The sequence below is a fragment of the Paenibacillus nuruki genome (genome assembly GCF_001721045.1).
In the GTDB taxonomy this organism is placed as follows: domain Bacteria; phylum Bacillota; class Bacilli; order Paenibacillales; family Paenibacillaceae; genus Saccharibacillus; species Saccharibacillus nuruki.
Genome location: NZ_MDER01000059.1, coordinates 1 through 20,963, shown reverse-complemented (window position 1 = coordinate 20,963; position 20,963 = coordinate 1). Strand labels below are relative to the sequence as shown.

Annotated in this window: 20 protein-coding genes; 15 read left to right on the top strand and 5 right to left on the bottom strand. The window is 36.6% G+C overall.

The window, feature by feature from the left end; all coding sequences use genetic code 11:
• Positions 1–564, bottom strand: coding sequence for a GNAT family N-acetyltransferase (locus tag PTI45_RS16090; RefSeq protein WP_069328626.1), 564 nt, complete (start codon positions 562–564; stop codon positions 1–3).
• A gap of 191 nt (positions 565–755) precedes the next feature.
• On the opposite strand from PTI45_RS16090, the gene PTI45_RS16085 reads away from it, so the two are divergent.
• From PTI45_RS16085 to PTI45_RS16060, 7 genes are all read left to right on the top strand, one after another.
• Positions 756–2,762, top strand: a complete 2,007-nt coding sequence (locus PTI45_RS16085) for a TerD family protein (protein WP_069328625.1) — start codon at positions 756–758, stop codon at positions 2,760–2,762.
• Between the two features lie 228 nt (positions 2,763–2,990).
• On the top strand, positions 2,991–3,812 hold the full coding sequence (locus tag PTI45_RS16080; protein ID WP_069328624.1) for an AraC family ligand binding domain-containing protein: 822 nt from the start codon (positions 2,991–2,993) through the stop codon (positions 3,810–3,812).
• The gene (locus PTI45_RS16075; protein ID WP_069328623.1) at positions 3,813–4,445 is read left to right on the top strand and encodes a LysE family translocator; all 633 of its coding nucleotides are present in this window, start codon (positions 3,813–3,815) and stop codon (positions 4,443–4,445) included.
• A 201-nt stretch (positions 4,446–4,646) separates the two neighbouring features.
• Complete coding sequence (locus tag PTI45_RS16070) at positions 4,647–5,657, top strand: ROK family protein (protein ID WP_069328622.1); 1,011 nt, start codon at positions 4,647–4,649, stop codon at positions 5,655–5,657.
• A gap of 148 nt (positions 5,658–5,805) precedes the next feature.
• Positions 5,806–7,032 carry an MFS transporter gene (locus PTI45_RS16065; protein WP_069328621.1) on the top strand — a complete coding sequence of 409 codons (1,227 nt, stop codon included), beginning with the start codon at positions 5,806–5,808 and terminating at the stop codon, positions 7,030–7,032.
• A 95-nt stretch (positions 7,033–7,127) separates the two neighbouring features.
• A complete protein-coding gene (locus PTI45_RS24195) occupies positions 7,128–7,277 on the top strand; it encodes a hypothetical protein (RefSeq protein ID WP_175425201.1) in 150 nt (49 codons plus the stop codon).
• Positions 7,278–7,385: 108 nt separating this feature from the next.
• Positions 7,386–8,048, top strand: coding sequence for an SGNH/GDSL hydrolase family protein (locus PTI45_RS16060; protein WP_069328620.1), 663 nt, complete (start codon positions 7,386–7,388; stop codon positions 8,046–8,048).
• A 35-nt stretch (positions 8,049–8,083) separates the two neighbouring features.
• Here PTI45_RS16060 and PTI45_RS16055 read toward each other — a convergent pair whose 3' ends face one another.
• Complete coding sequence (locus tag PTI45_RS16055) at positions 8,084–8,677, bottom strand: TetR family transcriptional regulator (protein ID WP_069328619.1); 594 nt, start codon at positions 8,675–8,677, stop codon at positions 8,084–8,086.
• A gap of 186 nt (positions 8,678–8,863) precedes the next feature.
• Between PTI45_RS16055 and PTI45_RS16050 the strand changes: the two genes are divergently transcribed.
• Entirely contained in the window at positions 8,864–9,988 is a 1,125-nt protein-coding gene (locus PTI45_RS16050; protein WP_069328618.1) for an NADH:flavin oxidoreductase, read from the top strand.
• 149 nt (positions 9,989–10,137) lie between these two features.
• On the opposite strand, the gene PTI45_RS16045 is transcribed toward PTI45_RS16050, so the two are convergent.
• From PTI45_RS16045 to PTI45_RS16035, 3 genes are all read right to left on the bottom strand, one after another.
• Positions 10,138–11,529: an N-acetylmuramoyl-L-alanine amidase family protein gene (locus PTI45_RS16045; protein ID WP_069328617.1), complete on the bottom strand. Its 1,392-nt coding sequence runs from the start codon at positions 11,527–11,529 to the stop codon at positions 10,138–10,140.
• A 197-nt stretch (positions 11,530–11,726) separates the two neighbouring features.
• Positions 11,727–12,638 carry a heme o synthase gene (gene cyoE / locus PTI45_RS16040; protein ID WP_069328616.1) on the bottom strand — a complete coding sequence of 304 codons (912 nt, stop codon included), beginning with the start codon at positions 12,636–12,638 and terminating at the stop codon, positions 11,727–11,729.
• Between the two features lie 288 nt (positions 12,639–12,926).
• Positions 12,927–14,561 carry an S-layer homology domain-containing protein gene (locus tag PTI45_RS16035; protein ID WP_069328615.1) on the bottom strand — a complete coding sequence of 545 codons (1,635 nt, stop codon included), beginning with the start codon at positions 14,559–14,561 and terminating at the stop codon, positions 12,927–12,929.
• A gap of 327 nt (positions 14,562–14,888) precedes the next feature.
• Here PTI45_RS16035 and PTI45_RS16030 point away from each other — a divergent pair, with 327 nt between their 5' ends.
• The 7 genes from PTI45_RS16030 to PTI45_RS16000 form a co-directional block, all read left to right on the top strand.
• Positions 14,889–15,494: a pentapeptide repeat-containing protein gene (locus tag PTI45_RS16030; RefSeq protein ID WP_069328614.1), complete on the top strand. Its 606-nt coding sequence runs from the start codon at positions 14,889–14,891 to the stop codon at positions 15,492–15,494.
• 207 nt (positions 15,495–15,701) lie between these two features.
• A complete protein-coding gene (gene pelA / locus PTI45_RS16025; protein WP_069328613.1) occupies positions 15,702–16,652 on the top strand; it encodes a pectate lyase in 951 nt (316 codons plus the stop codon).
• Between the two features lie 405 nt (positions 16,653–17,057).
• Entirely contained in the window at positions 17,058–17,435 is a 378-nt protein-coding gene (locus PTI45_RS16020; protein WP_069328612.1) for a DUF7002 family protein, read from the top strand.
• A gap of 396 nt (positions 17,436–17,831) precedes the next feature.
• Complete coding sequence (locus tag PTI45_RS16015; protein ID WP_139129267.1) at positions 17,832–18,470, top strand: hypothetical protein; 639 nt, start codon at positions 17,832–17,834, stop codon at positions 18,468–18,470.
• A gap of 153 nt (positions 18,471–18,623) precedes the next feature.
• Positions 18,624–19,388 carry an SMODS domain-containing nucleotidyltransferase gene (locus tag PTI45_RS16010; protein ID WP_069328610.1) on the top strand — a complete coding sequence of 255 codons (765 nt, stop codon included), beginning with the start codon at positions 18,624–18,626 and terminating at the stop codon, positions 19,386–19,388.
• Between the two features lie 7 nt (positions 19,389–19,395).
• Entirely contained in the window at positions 19,396–20,124 is a 729-nt protein-coding gene (locus PTI45_RS16005) for a DUF6602 domain-containing protein (protein WP_069328609.1), read from the top strand.
• A 138-nt stretch (positions 20,125–20,262) separates the two neighbouring features.
• Positions 20,263–20,963: peptide arginase family protein (locus tag PTI45_RS16000; protein WP_069328608.1), on the top strand; the 701-nt coding region annotated here is incomplete at its 3' end.

Sequence of the window (20,963 nt, the reverse complement as noted above, 5' to 3'; positions counted from 1 at the left end):
CTACCTTTTACGGTAGGCTTTTTCATGGAAAGAAATAATATGACGAAATAGAGATTCTCCTTGATCATCGACAACAAAGTCAGCTTGTACAGGTAATACCATTGCACGATAAGGTTCGGGAACCCAGATATATTGATGTACATAAGAGGTCGCAATAAAGCCGCACTTTTCCCAAAATAATAATCGGCTTTGATTCAGCGGAGTATCCTCAGCTTCCACTTCGATCACAATAGCCGCCAAAGAATACTCCTGAATCGCCCATTGCTTGATCTGTTCCAAAAAAGACATCCCAATTCCTTGATCACGCCAATCGTGATGCACAGCCATATAATCAATAATTAATATATATTCAGCAGAAGAACCGACCAGACCCGTGATCGCCATCGCTATTACCTGATCTTGATCCATTAAAGCATGAATAAACGTATGATTTTGCTCCAGCATGGTACGCAATATCCTTTTGGGCTTCGCTCCATGTGGAAATGCTTCTTCATAAATCGGTTGAATCTTTTGCCATAATGATTCATCCCATGTTGTAGTTGTAACCCATTGTAATGATGTCATACCGTTCTCCCTCCACAATATCGCTCTCCTTATTCTATTAGACCAAACATCCTATATTCTAACCAACGTAAAATATTTCATTTCCTTCTTAGGTAAAAAGAGGTAAAGTTAGAAATAATATAAATGATTATTAAGTCACATTAGTATGGTTTCTATCTTTTTTTCTATATTTTTCTTAAAGGAGTTTTTGTATGAGTTCTGCCACTAACTATAGAGCATCGTATCAGTCCTATTTAACCCGTCAAGATGTAGATGGTTCCAAAATGAGGTACATATTTATTATCAATACAGCCGATAGTCTACAGCGGTATATGAAGCGTAATAATATGCAATCCGTCTTGACCAAGCTGTCACCGTTATCGATGTTCGGTGATATTGAAGTGATCGCCCAGACCGAAGGATCTTTTTACAAGTTACCTCATTTTGCAGAAGTGACCGCTTCTCATTATATGAAAACACATATTTACGGTAAAGATCCATTACGTGGAGAAAAAATAGATTTATTCGCAGAACTATTTCATACCAGTGAATTAACACATATTATCTGGTTTACAGATGAAGAAGTTACACCGTATACACGAGTCATTCAATCCATGAATGCACCGCATATGTTCTGGAATTTTGTATCGATTAAAGGATCACCTTTACGGTGTGCTGAAAAACCACCTAAAAATATTATGTTAACGCATATTCCTAAGATTTCTAGTCTAGCCACTTCGGTATTATATCGTAAATTGTTGAATAAATTTGCGCAGTATGTGAACAAAACAGATTTACCGATGCATGGACGAGTACGCATCAGTCAGATCGAAAACATAGCAGATTCACAACATGTGATCAAAGGCTCCAAATCCAAAGTAGAACAAACCAATCTCAAAGTAGGGATCGGTTGGAAAACAGTCGAAGGGGAATGTCTAAGCGCGGCGATGTTGCTTGCCAATAATCAATTAGCTGATGCTGAAAATATCGCTTTTTTCGGTAATAAATCCACGATCGGGATGACCCATGTCGATGGACGAGAATTACCAACAGAAGATATGGAGCAATATACAGTGAATCTATCGGCAGTAGAGCAAGCAGGGCAAGATAAGATTCTATTTTCACTGGTTATGCCTGATGGTACACCTGAACAATTATATATTCGTGTGCTCACTTACGATAATCGTGAATTGATTCGTTTTCATATTGATATGGAGACATGTGCTTCTAATACAGCGCTGGAATTGGGTGCATTATATTACTACAAGCAAGAATGGCGCTTTAATGCTATCGGGAACGGTTATAATGCTGGCATGGAAAAGATCGGTGCCAATTATGGGATTCCTGATCTGACGGATACGTATAATTTCACGCCAGAAGTGTTAGAAGATATCGCTCTAAATGGTAAAACGTTTGAGTATCATATGCAGGATTTGTTTACCAAATTAGGCTATGAAGTCGAAGTACCTACCAGTGATCCTTATGCTCCTGATTATGGGGTGGATCTGATCGCGATCAAAGGCGGAGTACGCAAAGCGGTGCAGTTAAAATGCTTTAGCAATGTGGTTCCGATCAAAGCTGTACAAGAAGTATATGCAGGCGCAAGAATGTACAATTGCGACAAATATATGGTTGTAGCAACAAATTATTTTAGCCGTGCTGCGCTACAATTAGCAGAACAACTAGATGTAGAAATATGGGATAAAATGCAGTTAGCCAAAGTGGAAGATCGCTTGCGCTCACGTATCGGAGTCTCTGATGAAAGTGAACTCAAGCTCAAATTATCTAAAAAAGATGTAGAAGACGAGATCGATATCGATATTTCTGCTTTTCTCGTCGATGGATCGGATCAATGTCAAAGTGATGAAGATTTAATTTTCTACAATCAGACTGATCATCCGAGTGGATGTATACGATTGATCAACGATAATGCATGGGAAAAAATGATGTATATCGATCTGTCCATTTTGCCTGCGTATTGCGAGAAAATTGTTATCGTAGGTTCACTCGATGCGTATAAGCAAAAAGTGGAATTGACGATTGATAATGAACTGAACTTGTATCATACGTTTGAATATATGCCGAGTACAGTATGTGATACACTCGTATTAGGTCAATTCCGCAAAATCGATGGAGAATGGGCATTTACCACTTCGGAAACGTATTTTGTCGGTGGATTAGAAGAAGCTTGCAAAATGTATGGTCTAACTACAGGCTAACTGTTAGTGCTGTATGTTCATCAATAGACTCATGTTCAATATAAGATAGAAAGTCGCTCTACGTAGCGGCTTTTTTACTTTTTTTTCAACGATACAAGGTACATAAGTTATCATTCTAATGATAATACGATCTATGCCATTCTATAAATCTGCAATATCGTACAAGACTTTTAACAATAATATTGATTAAAATAGAATCAGAACCCAGCAGGTTAGGAGGATAACAAGATGGCAAATGAACTCAGAACATTACATTTGGATACTCAGCTTCAGATAGAAGCTTACCAATTTCAAGGTATTATGCAGAAATTTTCTCCTCATTTTCATGAGTATTATGTGATCGGATTTATTGAAGCGGGTCAAAGGCAATTGATCTGTAAAGGGAAAGAATACATTATTAATCCGGGTGATTTACTGTTATTTAACCCATATGATATTCATAGCTGTGAACAGATCGATCATCTCACTCTGGACTACCGCTGTATCAACGTTAGTATTGATGTGATGCGAGAGTTTAACCAAGGAGAACTTCCTTATTTTGCTCAAAATGTACTTGTAGATCATCCATTAACTCAGACGTTAAAGCAGTTACATTCATCTATTGTGAGCGCAGAAGATCAGCTTGCCAAAGAAGCACTATTCCAGCAATTATTACAATCTTTGATTGAGCAATATACAGATACGTCTGTGCAACATGCACATGCAGTATCTCATCAACACCCAGATATCCAGACAGTCTGTCATTACCTAGAGCAACATTATTCGCAGACCGTGACGCTGGCTGAATTAAGTGATCTGATAGGCTATAACAAATATCAATTGATTCGTGCTTTTCAAGATGAGAAAAAGATTACTCCTTACAATTACTTGGAGACGATACGTATTAACAAAGCGAAAGAACTGCTAGAGCAAGGCACACCTTTGATCGAAGTCGCTATACAGACAGGATTCAGTGATCAAAGCCATTTTAGCAAGTTTTTCAAAAAAATGGTCGGTCTAACACCCAAGCAATATCTCAATGTCTTTCGACAAGAACGGTTGAGTTCTTAAATGGAACATCTGTTGACGTACATATTAATGGCTGTGTTGATGTCGATGTTACCGGGTACAGATACAGTACTGATTATGCGGAATTATTTTGCCTATGGAGCCAAAGGGGCTTATTATACTGTAATTGGTATTGCAACGGGATTGTTGTTCTGGACATGTATTGCGGTATTAGGTCTTTCTGTAGCGATCTCGCAATCTGTTTTTGTTTTCAATCTGATTCGATATGTAGGAGCAGCATACTTATTATATATCGGGATTAGAGTATTATTGACTCGAAGTCATTTGCAAATTCAATCTTTACAACCTACCGATTCATCTGTGATGATGCATCAGCCTACCAAGCATTACAAAGAATCATTGTTACAAGGTATGATCAGTAATATTCTAAATCCCAAAACAGTGCTCGTATATGTTACTTTTATTCCTCAATTTATTGATACAGAAGGGCATGTGCATCAGCAATTACTGTATCTAGGATTGATTCTAACGTTGATTGCTGTAATCTGGTTTATCGTATTAGTCGGATTACTTCAACATCTTCAACACGTATTACAAAAGCCTAAAGTACAGCTTGTTTTCCAAAAGTTAACCGGACTTGCGCTAATCGGATTTGGTGTTAAAACAGCTCTATAATTATTTAGGTAGTAATTTTAAGTGTAGGTTTTATATGAGCGATTATGTATAACTTTGACTCCCATTATAAGAAGGATAGCAAGACGAATGGGTCGTTCAAAACCTTTGTTTGTTCTCTATAGTATGCCTTGTCTTGACAAGTCGATAGCATTTCCCACATACTAAATAAACCCTATTTATTATGTATTAGGAAAGGTTATTATGAAAAAGATAAGTACTCATTTAATCAAAGAAATTAATCTAAGCAATGTGCGCCGTGTGATGAAAGATATCGAAGTCGGTACTAAGCCACAGATCGCTGAATTGACTCAATTGAGTGTTGTTACCATTAACTCATTGATCAAAGAATTAGTGGAACAGGGCGAGATTGCTGAAGACAAAATGATTCCTTCTAATGGTGGTCGACCGGCTTTGACCTATCGTTATAATTATAATTTCAGTATGGCTCTGGTCATCTATATGAATGTAAAGCAAGGCAAAGATACCACTTCGGCAAGTGTTATCAATTTACGAGAAGATATTTTAGAAAAAAAAGAGTATCATATGCCGATCTTTGAACATGAAAGCTTTTACGAAATGATCGATTATTATCTTGCTCGTTATCCTGCCATCAAAGTGATAGGAGTCGGTATCCCGGGACAAGCAATCGACGGACAGATTATTGTAAGTAGCCACCCTAATCTACAAGGTGTGCGTATGAGTGAAGATATTCAATCTCATTTCGGTATTCCAGTTGTGTTGGAAAATGATATTAATGCTGCAATTACTGGATATTATGTACAGCAGGACTCACCACAAGAACAATGTATCGTAGGGATGTATTTTCCAGAGAAGTATTGTCCGGGTATGGGAATCCATCTGAATGGGCAATTGATTAAAGGAAAACATGGGATGGCAGGAGAGATTAAGTTTTTGCCGATCAATATTGATTGGGAAAGCGATCTTAGCAAAGATACTTTTATAGAAACGCTGTGTCATTTAGTTCAGACGACGAATGCTATTCTAGCACCACAACAGATCATTATGTATCAAAGTTATATTCAAGAAGAAGAGTGGGCTCCGTATTGGGAAGCATATCAAGTGAAGCGTGCTATGCCTTCTTATCCTGAACTTATTTTCCTAGATTCATTCCATGATGACTTTGAAATTGGAATGAAATGGTTAACACTCAAAGCATTAGAACCCTTTCTATCGCATATTCCGAATATTTAAATACTCTCATTACGCAATGAGAGTATTTTTTTATAAATAAAGTAAGATCATATTGACAGTTAATACAGTCTATTGCATACTTAATAAATATTCTTTATTAAGTTGGTTTATTTAATTAGATATTATCATGTTGGAGGGGTATTGTCGGATGGCTACTTGGTTTCTTATTGTTATTTATCTTGCATTTATCAGTTTAGGGATTCCCGATGCATTGCTTGGTTCAGCATGGCCGGTCATGCATCCACAAATTGGAGCTTCACTTGAATCTGCTGGCTTATTATCTATGATTATTGCAGCAGGTACGATTGTATCCAGTCTAGCAAGTGGAACGATTATCAAAAAATGGGGAACCGGGCAGCTTACATTATTTAGCTGTGCGTTGACGGCTAGTGCTTTGCTAGGATTTTCATTTGCTCCTTCGTTATTATGGTTAGCTTTATTAGCTATTCCATTAGGGCTTGGTGCAGGCGCAGTAGATGCTGCACTTAACCATTATGTAGCCAATCATTATAAAGCCCATCATATGAGCTGGTTGCACTGTTTCTGGGGAGTCGGAGCAATGACAGGGCCGATTATTATGTCTTATTTTATCGCCAAACATGGATCATGGCGTGAAGGATATTCGACGGTATCTATGATTCAATGGGGACTTGTTCTTATCTTACTGGTTACTTTACCCCTTTGGAAAAAAGTAGCGAACCTTCAACAATCCAAAGTCGATCATAACGACCTATCTGATCCATCATCGGAACCGACAAATGATACTTCTACAGATGTGAATTCAAAAAAAGTTCATCCGATCCGTATCAAAGGCGTAAAGATGACATTGATTGCATTTCTATTCTACTGTGGAGTAGAATCGACTGTCGGCTTATGGGGTGCTAGTTATCTTGTAGGTGCTAAATCAATGACTGCTGAAACCGCTGCTCTGTGGGTGTCTTTGTATTATGGCGGCATTACCGTAGGTCGATTGATAACCGGCTTTATTACGATGAAAGTTAATAATCGTATTTTGATTCTGGCAGGTCAGATTATCGCAGTGAGTGGAGTAGTGCTTATGTTACTTCCTTTACCTAATATCGCCAGTATGATCGGGTTGATTTTGATCGGTGTAGGCTTCGCACCTGTGTATCCAGGATTAATCCATGAAACGCCACATCGCTTCGGTAAAGTGAATTCAGCTCAACTGATTGGATACCAAATGGCAGTTGCTTATACAGGAACTACCTTTTTACCACCGCTATTCGGTATTTTAGCATCTCAATGGAGTATTCAGTTGTTTCCTATTGTCGTGCTGATCTTTATAGTAGGGATGTTGTTAAGTTCTGAATCTGTAAATGTAGCACTCAAAAAAAGACAATCAAACCACTATTAATAGCATCTTATTTTTTCAGATTTCTAATGACTACTGTATCTACTTAAAGTAGGAAATTGTTTGTATATCTGACTGAATAGAAAGAAGGGAGTATTATGTTACTCATTTCAGGATTAATTCTATGGATGTTATTATGTATTGTCATTTTATTCGGTGCTAGTTATGCAGCAACAGACAAAGTCCCAGATCTAGACAAGAAGAACTCTAAACCAGATGATCCATTTGCTTATTTATTTCCTTTATAACAAAGCTCTTTATTATAGAAATCTTTTTTTAAGTGTTTGGTAATCTTTCTTTCTTATAAATACCTTTGCTATATTAGTAATAGTATTTATAAGAAAGGAGCTACATATATGTGTGCATTATATCAGAATCAAACAGCTGTTTTTTTAGGAGATAGTATTACCTTTGGTTATGAATTAAAAGAAGGAGAACAAGCATATCCTGCTTTAGTTAGCGAAAGCTTAGGTTTGAATTCTTATGAAAATCACGGAATTTCTGGAAGCAGTGTATCTAGCGGCGGATGGGAACCGATGTGTGAACGATATCAAAATATGAATAGAGACGCAGATATTATCTTTTTTATGGGAGGTCGAAATGATTTCTCCTCATCAGAAAATGAATTTGGAGATATAAATACTTCTGCCGATGATACATATACTTTTTATGGGGCTTTAAAGCATATTGCTGAGGGACTTATTCAATATTATCCTGATCGCTTAATTGTCTTTTTGACTCCACCTCATGGATCAAGCAATAGCGTACCTGAGCATTTACCGAATAGAACAACAGGTAAAATTTATAGCGATTACGTTCAAGCTGTACGAGAAGTCGCTTCGCTCTATTCTTTTCCTTATTGTGACTTATGGAATACAGCAGGTATTCAGCCTCTACTGGAAGTTCACAAAAATATGTATTTTACAGGAGAAAACGGTATACCTGACGGACTGCACCCTAATCAAAAAGGGCATGAGCGATTAGCCAATCGTATCGTTGGATTTATGAAAACATTATAAAAGAATACGTTATAACTTAAAGGCTGATAGACCTATCAGCCTTTTTTTGTTGCATGTAATATATTCAGTCCACCCATAACGATCAGAACAACACTTTCAGCTAAATTAGATGGAGATTGTTCATGACTTTGTTTCCAACGATAAGCCGCTCCGTATATTGCCCAGCTAATCATGGTCGCTGCTGTTGCTAATGTATGCTCATCAGCATGTGTATGTTCTTGAGTGATTAACTTGAGTATAAATTTCTCTAACTGTACTTTAACGTTTTCTTCCATAATGGCAGATACTGAATTGTATTTTTTGATACAAGTCATACTCGAATCATGATATTCACACAGTGCCATGACTAACTCATAGATCATTTCTTCAGTTAAATTGATATGATTATCTACTCTGTTGATTACAAATTGTAAAAAAGTGTCAGACAACATCGTTTCCAATAACGCATATTTATCTGGAAAATGAGCATAAAAGGTTGCCCGATTAATCGTCGCATGTTTGGTAATATCACTGATCGTGATCGTTTCAAAATCCATAGTATGAAGTTGTTCTAGAAATGAATCCAAAATCAACTGTCTTGTACGAATCACACGCGGATCATTGGGATTAGGAGAAAGAACACTTGCCATCGTTATACACCGCTTTCGGTCTAAGTTATATTTATTATAGACGCACCTTCTTGTAGCAACAAGTATGAAGAAGATAAACAACAATATGATCGATCTGTTGCTTAAGCAAAATAACAGAAACATTGTTGGTTGTAGAGCATATCAAAGCTTGATAGGATCGATGTATACCAATCAGGAGGTGCTATTTTGAATAATCAACAACAACAAACTCATTCAACAGAAGCTTTATTTCAACCATATACACTAGGTACATTAACGTTACCTACTCGAATCGTGATGGCTCCAATGAGCCGTATGTTCTCGATCAATGGAGTACCCGGAGAAGATGTAGCGACTTATTACCGTCGCCGGGCTGAAAAGGGAGTCGGATTGATCATCACAGAGAGTACCAATATAGATCATCCAGCAGTGATCAGTGAACCTAATATCCCTAACTTTTATGGAGAAGAAGCTTTACGTGGATGGGCTGAAGTGGCACGTCAAGTGCATGAAGTAGGGGGCAAGATATTCCCGCAGTTTGGGCATATGGGGATTGCTCGTCCAGCAGGTTCTTTACCGCATCCAGAAGCTCCATCGCTTGCTCCGTCCGGGCTTGATTTGGATGGTAAGCAGGTAACTGAACCGATGACTCAGCAAGAGATTGATGAGGTGATTCAAGCCTTTGTCGATGCGGCTGTACAAGCGCAGAAGCTTGGATTTGACGGTATACAGGTTCATGGTGCACATGGTTATTTGATTGATCAATTTTTCTGGGAGAAAACCAATCAACGTACTGACCGATACGGTGGAGACTTTATCAAGCGTGCTCAATTCGCTGTGGAGATCATTCAAAAGATACGAGCTGAGGTAGGGCCAGACTATCCAATAGCAATACGGTTATCTCAGTGGAAAATGAGTGATTATCAAGCCAAACTATTCGATACCCCTGAACAACTGGGTCAATTTCTAGATGTGTTAGTAGAAGCTGGTGTCGATATCTTTGACTGCTCCACACGTCGCTTCTGGGAGCCTGCTTTCGAAGGATCAGATCTAAGTCTAGCAGGATGGGTGAAGAAGCTAACAGGCAAGCCAACGATTACTGTCGGCTCTATTGGACTCGATAGTGACTTCACAACATTATATACCGAAGGAAAAGGAGCCGAGCAAAAAGATATCCAAGCGTTATTAGATCGTTTGGATGATAATGAGTTCGATCTTGTCGCTGTCGGACGTGCATTGATTAGTGATCCCGATTGGGCAATCAAAATTCGTGAGAACCGCACGGAAGAATTGCATAATTTCACACCTGAATCGTTAACAACATTGATCTAAAATAAAGCTACACATCTTATACACAAAAATACACAAATATACAAAAAGCGTTCTTCATGTATAATGAAGAGCGCTTTTTGCTGTAGAACTTTTGCTATAGAATAATAGATTAGATAAGAAGGTTAGGTATCATCATAAACAAAGCAGATTTATTTGATATTCAAATATTCTTTAAGCCCTGCTACAATCGCTTGCGCTACTTTATTTTGAAAATCATCTTGTACCATAATGGATTCTTCTGTTTTGTTAGTCAAAAATCCAATTTCAAGTAGCGCTGCTGGCATGGTTGTTTTGCGGATCACCAGATAGTTGGCTTGCTTGGAATTGCGATCTTTGAACCCTGTAGCGGCAAGCACATGTTTTTGAATAATATCAGATAACAGCTTACTGCGCTTGGTATCGGCATAGAATGTTTCGGTACCGCTAGCGTCTTTGTTAGGAGCTGCATTACCATGAATCGAAAGAAACACATCGGCATTAGCATCTTCAGCGATTTTCACACGGCTATCTAATGGAATAAATGTATCATCCGTGCGTGTCATAATCAGGTCAATTTGCGATTCTTTTTTGAGTAGGGCAGCGACTTTATTCCCTACATTTAGAACTACATTTTTTTCAAGTACGCCTGTAGCTCCTATACCACCTGAATCGGTATCTCCATGACCAGGATCAATAATCACTACTTTTTTACCGCCAGAGCCAACCGGTTTGGTCGTTGCGGTGGTATTGAGATCGACAAAAGTCAGATCATTTTGTTGATACAGTTTATACGATTTGCTTTGATTAAGATCGATCACGACACGGACTTGAGAAGGCTGGCTACTGAAGATAGAGTAACGAATCTGCTTCACATCTGCTGATCCAGTCACCGGTATCGTTCCAACTTCACCTTGTTTTAATTCAGTGCCTTGTAGAAACCCTGCACCGAAAGATGTTTTGGGCAAGTCGATCACGATGCGATTCGGATTCGTAAGGACAGAGTCTACTGGATTTACTTTATCGCTCGACGAAATCATTAAGCGATTGTCACTGTAGCTAATACCTTCGATAGTCGTACTATTGGGATCAGGGGTAACTCCATTATTGGTATCCGGCCCAGCAGTTACTTTTTCTAAATGAACTGTTTTGGATGTGTTATCCCATTTTACTTTCAATCCCATCTCTGTACCGACAAAACGTAAAGGAACATAGGTTGTATTAGACTTCATAAATGGAGATTGCTCTAGTACCACATTGCCACGGGTAGAGTCTGCATTAGACTGTCCAACGGTTAGCTTGATTGTTGCAGAAGGATTCGATATGGTCACTTGTTGATCTGACTTTTTCCACTTTACGTTATAGCCCAACTTTTCGGAGATCACTCGAATAGGAACCATTGTCGTCTGATTGGTAATTATGACATCACCAGCACCTTCGATAGGCTGGTTATCCAACATAATTTGTGTAGATGCCGCTGTCGTTGTCTGCGGAAGTAAAATGAAAAAGCTCATCAAGAATGCGAATGTTATCGTTAGCCATAGATTTCGAGTATTCCGGTTCATTGTTATCTCATCTTCTTTCCCGTTAGAATAGTGCTCACTTATGTATATTCGGTTTCTCCACTTAAAAGGTTAAACTCATCTAAAGAAAAAAAGTTTCTCTAATGCAAAAATAAAAGCAAAATAAAAAAAGCTATAATCGATTCCTCTATAGAAGAGAGAACCGATTATAGCTCTAATCATCACGTACCTATGATCTATTAAGCAATCAAACAGTACGCAATAATCATCAAGAAGATAATCGTAATATGATTGATCGAGAAGATAAACATTTTGTGTGACCATTTTTTGTTTTCGTATTTTTTGAATGTGGATACACTGAGAATCAACCATGCTAGTGTCACTACAAAAGATACGAGAGTCACATAAGGACTTAATGTCCAGAACAGAAAGCTTGAGAATAAAAGCAATACGATATATACATTGGTCTGAATATACGTGCGTCTGATTCCTTTAACGATCGGAAGCATAGGAACGCTTGCTGCTTTGTATTCATCAAATCTGCGAATTGCAATACCGTAGAAATGCGGCATCTGCCATAGTAACATTGTTACGACAAGTGCCCAAATTTCGAAATGCCCCAAATCTTGTGAAATCGCACACCAACCAATCAATGGTGGCACAGCTCCAGAAAGACTACCAACTTCCGTATTGTAGACTGTTGTACGCTTTGTCCACATGGTATAGGGAACGACATACAGAAAAAGTCCCAATATACCGAACACAGCCGCCATTGGCGTAGCCATATACAATACAATAGCACCCAAAATTGTCATCGTAAAACCGATAATCAAACCTGTTTTGGTATCCACTTGGCCAGTAACGGTTGGACGGGTTCGGGTTCGTTCCATAATGGCATCAATATCCCGGTCATACAAGTTATTAAATGCTCCTGCGGAAGCAATAATCAAAGTCGATCCAACCATAGCGAGGATAATCGGTACAATTTGTCCCCAGACGGATTCATTAAATACATAAAGTGCCATACATAAACCAGCAATAACAGCAATCAGATTAGATTTGATAATACCGACTTTGATTGTATCAAAAAAAGCTTTAGGTATTGAACTGTACTCCACTGTAATGTTAGACTGCGCACTATTATTCATCATTATCATCTACCCATTTCTATATAATTAAAATTTTATACGATATAATGTAGTAATTATATCACTCTTTATAGTAGGTGAATTCTGTAACTTGACTTCGTTAATAATAATGTCATTTAAATGTGAACAATTTTAGAACACTCCGTAATTGAATTGTGAAAAATACATCAATATGATACAAGTCATATCTATTAAAAATAGCCCAAATCCGCTGTAGAAGCAACAAAAAACGGTATCTTTTTGTATAGATACCGTTTTGGTGTTTGTTTTTTTTATTTTAAATTAAAATTGTCACATCTGAGATAACAGATCATTAACTTCTTGACCTATCACCAATTGAGCAGGATGGAATTGATTTGTTGTATCATTTTCCATTAGTCCCATTTGTAATACATCTACAATCGAGGAATATGCCCAGTGTTGCTGAGGTACATCGGTCGATATCTTAGCATGTTTTACTTCTAGAGATGGCTTTGTAATCTTGCTCCAATTTGAGACCACGGTAGCCAGTTGAGCACGAGTGACTTGTTCATCAGGTGCGAAGGTGTTGGATGTTGTTCCTTTCATCAAACCTTGCGCAACCACCTGTTGAATTGGTTTTGTCATATCAGACGAGACAATGTCTACAAATGGTGTTGTCGATGTAGATTCAGATAGCTTCAGAACATGTGCTAAAGCATCTGCTAGTTGAGCACGAGTAACCATTTTATCCGCTGCTAGCTTTGAATTAGCTACTGAATTGGAACGAGATTGGTCAAATAACCAGTCAATAACCTCAGCATTGTTCAACGCAGGAACCCATGACCAGTGTAGCATTTTATCATACAAATGTTGTTCTTTCATCCATTCATCACTATACAGCGTTTCTTTAACTTGGGTTGATCCTAATTCGGTTAAAGCTTGATAAGATAGCTTAGTCGTGCGGCTATCGGTCGTTGGATCATTTTCAGCATGGATCAGCCAAATCGGAACGTTGGTTAGCGATTGTAATGCTTGTTTGAATGGTTCTACGCTTCCTTTATAATCGGCAACAGCATCTTTGGCTGCAATCACAATGCTACCTGCAAATAGATCAGGATACTGCATCATAAAACGTAGTGCACCACCGCCACCACTAGATACACCTACCAAGTAGATTCGCTGTGGATCAACTTTTCCTTCATCAACTAATTGTTGGATCAGTTCATATTGAAGAGTGAAATACGCTTGCATTTGCGATAATTCTACTGGATTGTTGTAGATCGCCCAGCCATAGTTTTGCGGATATTGTACAGCAAGCACCGAAGTATCTTGCCCTGATTCTGTCCAGACGGTTGCTCCGCGGTTCTCTGTTAATTGCTTGGTATTGTCTGTTCCGAACTCACCACCACCATGAAGCCAGACCACTAGAGGTTGAGGTTCAGTAGAAGAGGTTTCTTTGAAACGATAAGGTAATGTTGCTCCATTGCTTGCTGTAAATGAACTGGATTTAAAATCATCGACTGTACGTGTATTCACTTTAGTCACATTGTCTTTGGTAAAAGACAGTTCGGGATAGGTACTGCTTTTGACAGCGAATGGAGCTAGATTACCACCAGGATATCGAAAAGATTCCACTTTCATATGAATCATTTGATCTTTGATCGATAGTTCGATGCCGTCGTTTGTGTAATCATTCTGTACAATTTCACCTGCTTCATTGAGCGGATACCCATTGTAATTACCTGTAATATCAAAGTCACTGGCTTGCAAACGATCATATTTACTTATATCGTCAACAGCGATATCGAAAGACTCCACCATCGTACCAGCATCACCAATATATGTATTTGCAACGACTGATGATACAGAAGAAGCTTCTGCGCTTGAAGGGCTCGGTATTAAAGCCATAGTAGTCATTAACAAAGTCAGGGCTGCGACTCCACTAACATTTATTTTTTTCCTCATCGTAATTCCTCCTTGGGTATCTTGGGATTTATCTGAATGTCTATTCAAACGAAGCTACGCAAAAAAGGGCAAAACCAAAAATGATATCTGCAAGAAAAAAGTCTTCTTCGCAAAATAGTCATAATGGTTTTGCCCACGTAAGCGGTTACAATCCAGATCATATAATTGCTTTCACCATAGCATGAGTTCTATTCATTTGTCAAAACGGTATCGTACTTTTATTAAAAAAGGAATTGACTTTTAGCTTGATTTAAGCGGGGACTTGACACCTATATGATATATTAAAATGGATGGTTGATATGATGTTGAAGATATTGGAGGTCTATTGTGTATCAATATAAAGATCAAGAATACGATGCTGTAGAATTTGATGGACGAGATTTGCGGTACGGAGAATTGGTACGTTGTACGTTCAGAAAGTGTACTTTTATGAATGTATCTATGGATGAAATAGAAACCAGTTACTGCCGATTTATCGAATGCGATTTTAAAGGAGCCACTTTGAATGGTTCGATCCATACCGAATCCGCATTTGAAAATTGCTCGTTCACCGGAGCTAATCTATTTGTATCCAAATTTAACTTTTGCAAAATGACAGGTTCAGACTTTGCGGGTGCTCAGATGGATGGAATCACGCTCAATCAAGGCGATTGGTCGTACACGAATTTGAGTTATACGATATTCAAAAAGCAAGATTTAAAAGACATTAAATTCTATGAAACCGACTTTTCCAACGCAGATTTGTCATTTGCAGATCTAAGAAAATGTGATCTCACTGGTGCTGTATTGATCAAAGCGAATTTGCATGGCACAGACCTTAGAGAGGCTAATCTTGAAGGGGTAGATCTGAAAGTATTGGTGATCAAAAATACTCGTATGGATCGAGAACAAGCTGTTCTGGTAGCACGTTCTTTGGGCGCTAAGATCGAGTAAGCGTTATAAGACTAGACTGTTGTGTAAATAAGTATAAATAACAAAATGAAATCAACGGATCGAGCTATACACATAGCTTTGATCCGTTTTTTTATATCTAATATGATATTAAAAGGAAAACATTTACATATATAACAAACTATAATAAGATCGCTATTAAAGATTGTAAGCGTTATCAAATAATGTATATAAAAGGAGACTCAACTAATGAAAAAGAATAGAATATCGATTGCGTTGGCGTTTACGATGTTGCTTTCTGTACCGGTTGCTTTATTATCGCCTACGACAACTGTAATGGCGGCAGATGCTTCAGGAACTACAGCCAGTCTGGCAGATATTATCAAAAATCAACAAGCCGATGGCGGATGGAAAAAAGACTACGCTGAAATGAGTGGAGACTGGGCGAAATCTACGATCGACAACAAAGCTACATATACCGAGATTCGTAGACTAGCTATTGAATACACCAAAACCAAAGATAGCAAATATTCAGCGGCTGCGATCAAAGGGATTAATTTTCTGATTAATATGCAATATGCGAATGGAGGGTGGCCGCAAGTATACCAAAGCTCAGGCTACCATAAGCATATTACGTACAATGATGATGCGATGATTAACGTTATGATTTTATTAGATGACGTAGGCAATAAAAAGGGCGATTTTGCCTTTATCGACAGCAATCTAGCTAGCAAAAGTAAACAGTCTGTGGATAAAGGAGTTAGTTGCATCTTGAAAACTCAAGTCACTTCAGGAGGCAAATTGACTGTATGGGGACAACAACATGATTCCAGTACACTCAAACCTGCCGCCGCACGCATCTATGAAGTCCCTTCACTAAGTTCCAAAGAGAGCGCAACGATTGTGAAATTCCTCAAAACCAGACCTTCCACTTCACAAATTGCGAGTTCGATCAAAGCAGCTGAAGACTGGTTCAAAGCTGTACAAATTGTAGGGATCAAAGTGGTGAAAGAGAATAATGATGTGATCGTAGTAAATGATTCCAGTGTGACCAAGCCGATCTGGGCAAGATTTTATGAATTGAATACGAACAAACCTATCTTTGTTGGACGTGATGGTATTGTGAAGTACAAATTGAGCGATATTGATCAGGAAAGAAGAACGGGTTATGCGTGGTATGGGAACTGGTCACCGAGCTGATAGAACGTATGGTATATGTTGAAGAATAATGATGGATGATGAAGGAATGAGGGCTTTTAGATGGATATCATCTGAAAGCTCTTTTTATAATGAAAATAATTTCCTTAATATAGGAGTGTGTGATAATATGAGGTTTAAAACCCATTCGTTAAGGTATTAAATGATATTCACCTTCAGGAGGATAAGACGGATTTTTGATACATCATGTGAGTAAGCGTAATATTAATCATATTCAAAGTCCATTGGATCGAATGTATGGGTTTTGAAGAAGAGCATTAGAGAGTTCCGAGATACTGAAATAGATTTGAAGTTTGTGGAGCTCAGCAATGTATTATTTAGATAAAAGTTATAGAAGTACGTAAATGTGATGTTAAGCGAAAATATTTAAAAGGGGGGAGAATAATAATGATAAACAAAAAGTTATATCATTTAACTTCTGAAAAAAATCTAGAAAATATAATTAGAACAAAGAAGATTTGTACAGCTAATTCTCTTAAAAAACAATACGATATTTTACCTAATAAAAAATTAAGAAGATTTTCTGGTCCCTTAAATTTAAGTGATGAAATATCATTAAATTATCAAGTTTACATTCCTGATTGGGGAATTTCAGATAATAATCCTGATGACTTTTTCGTTGAATTGGATTCCTATGTATTTTTCTGGAACGATGAAAAATATAAAAACAATATGAATAGTTCAAAAAATGATTTTGTTCAAATTGAAATAGAAAGTGAATCTTTGCTCCAAAAATATTCTAATTCTATATACGGATGTATATAGAATTCTGGAAGTTTTTTTAATATTAACAAAAAAGTTCTAGAGAAATGTGAAAGTCTAGAAAATCTAAAAGTAGAAAATCCTAAAGTAAAAGTCCCCTATTTAAAGAGCACAAGTATGTTTCTAAAATACGATAATGAAAATAGTACTTTTAATAAAAGTAATCAAAAACAATTTAATACAACTAGTAAAAAGAAGATCAAAGAAATCTTGATTAAAAATGACGTTGATCTAGAAGGAATAAAATTAAAAGTTAGTGGAGTTGTTACTTGGGAAACCACATTATAAATGTCTTTTAAATTCGCATAACGTGATATTAACGCTGGGTATATACACTATTTCCCTAGTCGTCGTCGAGCAGTGAATATAGTGGAAGTTAGCAGAAATTAACTTAGGAGAGTGAATTATATAGATATGATAGGTAAAAAATTTAGTGATAATCATATTAAAGTTTATCAATATCACTTAAGAGATAGATTGAAAGAGGTATTTGACTTTGAAGATGTTTATGAAGAATGGTCTGCAATGCGAGATGAATATGGACTTTCAATTTATTGTCCACGACTAGATATTGCAGTTGGCCCCTTTGCAACCCATGAGCGATTAGGCCATATATATGATGGTATGTTAAGAAATCCTGTTATCGAAAGTTTTTTAAGAAAGTTAGTTGAATATAATAAAGTCAATTTAGAAAGATATCAGGATGGATTTGTACTTCCTAGTGAATATGAAGAAATTCTTTTTACAAACTATAATGCAAGATGTTTTATAAGTATCGAAATTGAGCATATGGTTAGCAGGAAACATTTAATAGGTGGTGCTGTAAATGCATCTGCACTTGGTAGGTTTGGTATCATAATGCCTTGGTCAGACGAGAAGCTAAAAGCATTTGTTAAATTAATAAGATATTTTCGCTACCTTAATTATGCTGATAAAAACACATTTAATACATCTAACTTATTGATAGTGACTAAAGAACAAATGGATAACGCCATTGTTGAGATATTGAATCAAAAAAATCAAAACGAATTTCAATAAAAGATTAACATCTGCTAGCAATGTATTCATGCTGCGGACGTATGTCCTTGTCCTAGCATTCGCATGATGTGCTGGATCGTGAATACAGGAACGTTATCAGCAATGAAAACTTAAATTCTAGATTTGATTAAATACTTTTATGGAGGCGATAATGTGACCCAAGATGATTATGTAATCAATATAGCAAAAAAATACCATATTAAATCGGATATAGATATTCACACACAAAATACCATTATAAATCCGTTAAAAAGTTTAATCTTACAATGGGCTGGTGTGTGTCTTAATGACATTCAACTATCAGGTTCTAGAGCAAAAGGTACTGCTATTAGCTTATCTTCAGACCTTGATTTATTTGTTTCATTAAAATCAACAACAAAGAATTCTCTTAGTGAAATATATAATTCTTTATATTATCACATGAACCAAGCAGGATACAAAGTACGTAAACAAAATGTCTCCATTGGTATAAAAATTGTAGACAAGCAGGTCGATCTGGTTCCTGCTAAAAAAAGAACTGGGAACACTAATTATCATAGTCTTTATCTAAACAAACAAAAAACTTGGACTCAAACTAACATAGCTGAGCATATAAATATAGTAAGAAATTCAAATAGAATCACTCAAATATTACTATTAAAGATATGGAGTAAACTTCATAGATTAAATTTCCCTTCAATTTATTTAGAATTAATTGTTATTGAAGCTTTAAAGGGTAGGAATACAAATAACCATGCTGAAAACTTTTTATTAATTTTAAATTATATAATAGATAAATTTACAGACAAAAAAATCATCGATCCCTCAAATACAAACAATATTATATCTAACGATCTTAACAAAGCTGAAAAAGAAATAATTAAAAATCAAGCAATTAGTAGTAGACTTCAAAGTAGCTGGGAAAAAATCATATGGTAGGTGGGAAATGAAAAACAAAGTGAACATGAGGGAACTATTTTTAGAAATGCAACAAGAAATGATTATGAGGTTAAATTTAATACGTAATCAAGTCAAACATGCTCCAACTAAGGGAAATGCAGTTGAATTAAATTGGATCGAATTTCTTGGTACTTACTTACCTAACCGATATTGCGTAGACACAGCTTTTATCGTTGATAACACTGGGAGTTGTAGTGATCAGATCGATTTAGTTATATATGATCAGCAGTACTCTCCTTTTGTATTTTGTCATTCTGGTGTTAAGTACATACCTGCCGAGAGTGTTTATGCGATCTTTGAAATAAAACAGACATTAAATAAGCAACATATTATTTATGCTGCTGAAAAAGCAGAGTCAGTTCGCAATCTTGAACGTACCTCAATATCGATTATCCATGCTGGCGGAACTTATCCGGCAAGGCCTGTTTTCGAAATTGTAGCAGGTATAATTACTACTTCATCTGATTGGACATCTGCCTTTGAAATGCCATTCCATGAAGCAATGAGCGCCCTAACTTCAATGCAAAGGCTTAGTATTGGTTGCATTCTAGAAACTGGTTCATTTCTTCAGAATTCAGATAATGTATTTGAATTTAGCTCCAAAGAAGAATCATTGATTTTCTTTTTTATAAAACTTTTTATTCAGTTGCAGAATATGGGCACAGTACCAGCAATGGATATTGACCTATATAGTCGAGCTTTAGATTCTATATAACAGAAGTTATTGAAGATGCTGAAATCCGATAACATAATATTTATGCGATGAGCATTCGCTGGACACTCAGTATATGCTGAGTCGAAATACAGGAACTTTATATGAAATCTTAGCTAATAATATTAAGGAGTGGTGAGTATGAGAGTCTTAGATATTGATATGGATTTCTTCTTGAATGAAGTGGCCATAGGTAAATCTTTTAATGGAGAAAGACTCTCTGACGATGAGTATATTCCATGGAGAGAAAAAGAAATTCGTGATTTTTTAGAATTGAGATGTGGATTAGAGAAAAACAAAAAAATAAAGGGACAATTATTTGAGGAACATGTTGGAGTTTTTCATTACTTAAGAGATGAGATAATTAAAGAGAAATTAACAACGCCATTTGAATTAATACATGTAGATGCTCATGCTGATTTAGGTTTAGGCGATGGTGCTTGGGCTTACATTTTTGAAAAGTACTTATCATTCGATATAAATAAAAGAATGAATATACACGACTACACCTCTGAATTAAAACAAATTGAACGGTTAGCTAGTAGTAATTACTTGTTATTTGCAATAGCTTGTGAATGGATATCAAATCTAGTTTATGTGACAAATCCAATGTCTTCAGGGGATGATTACTTAAGAGATATTATGAAAGCTTTCCAAGATAACAGTGATTTTATACAACTAAAATATTATTTTGAAGGAATTAATTTTTGCGAAGAATTAGAAAATCAAAAATTCATACCTCAAACAAAGGTTGCTTTTAATATTATAAAAGATTATCAAATTTATAAAGAAGATAAAACACATGCTTTTGATTATATAGTATTTAGTCAATCACTAAGTTA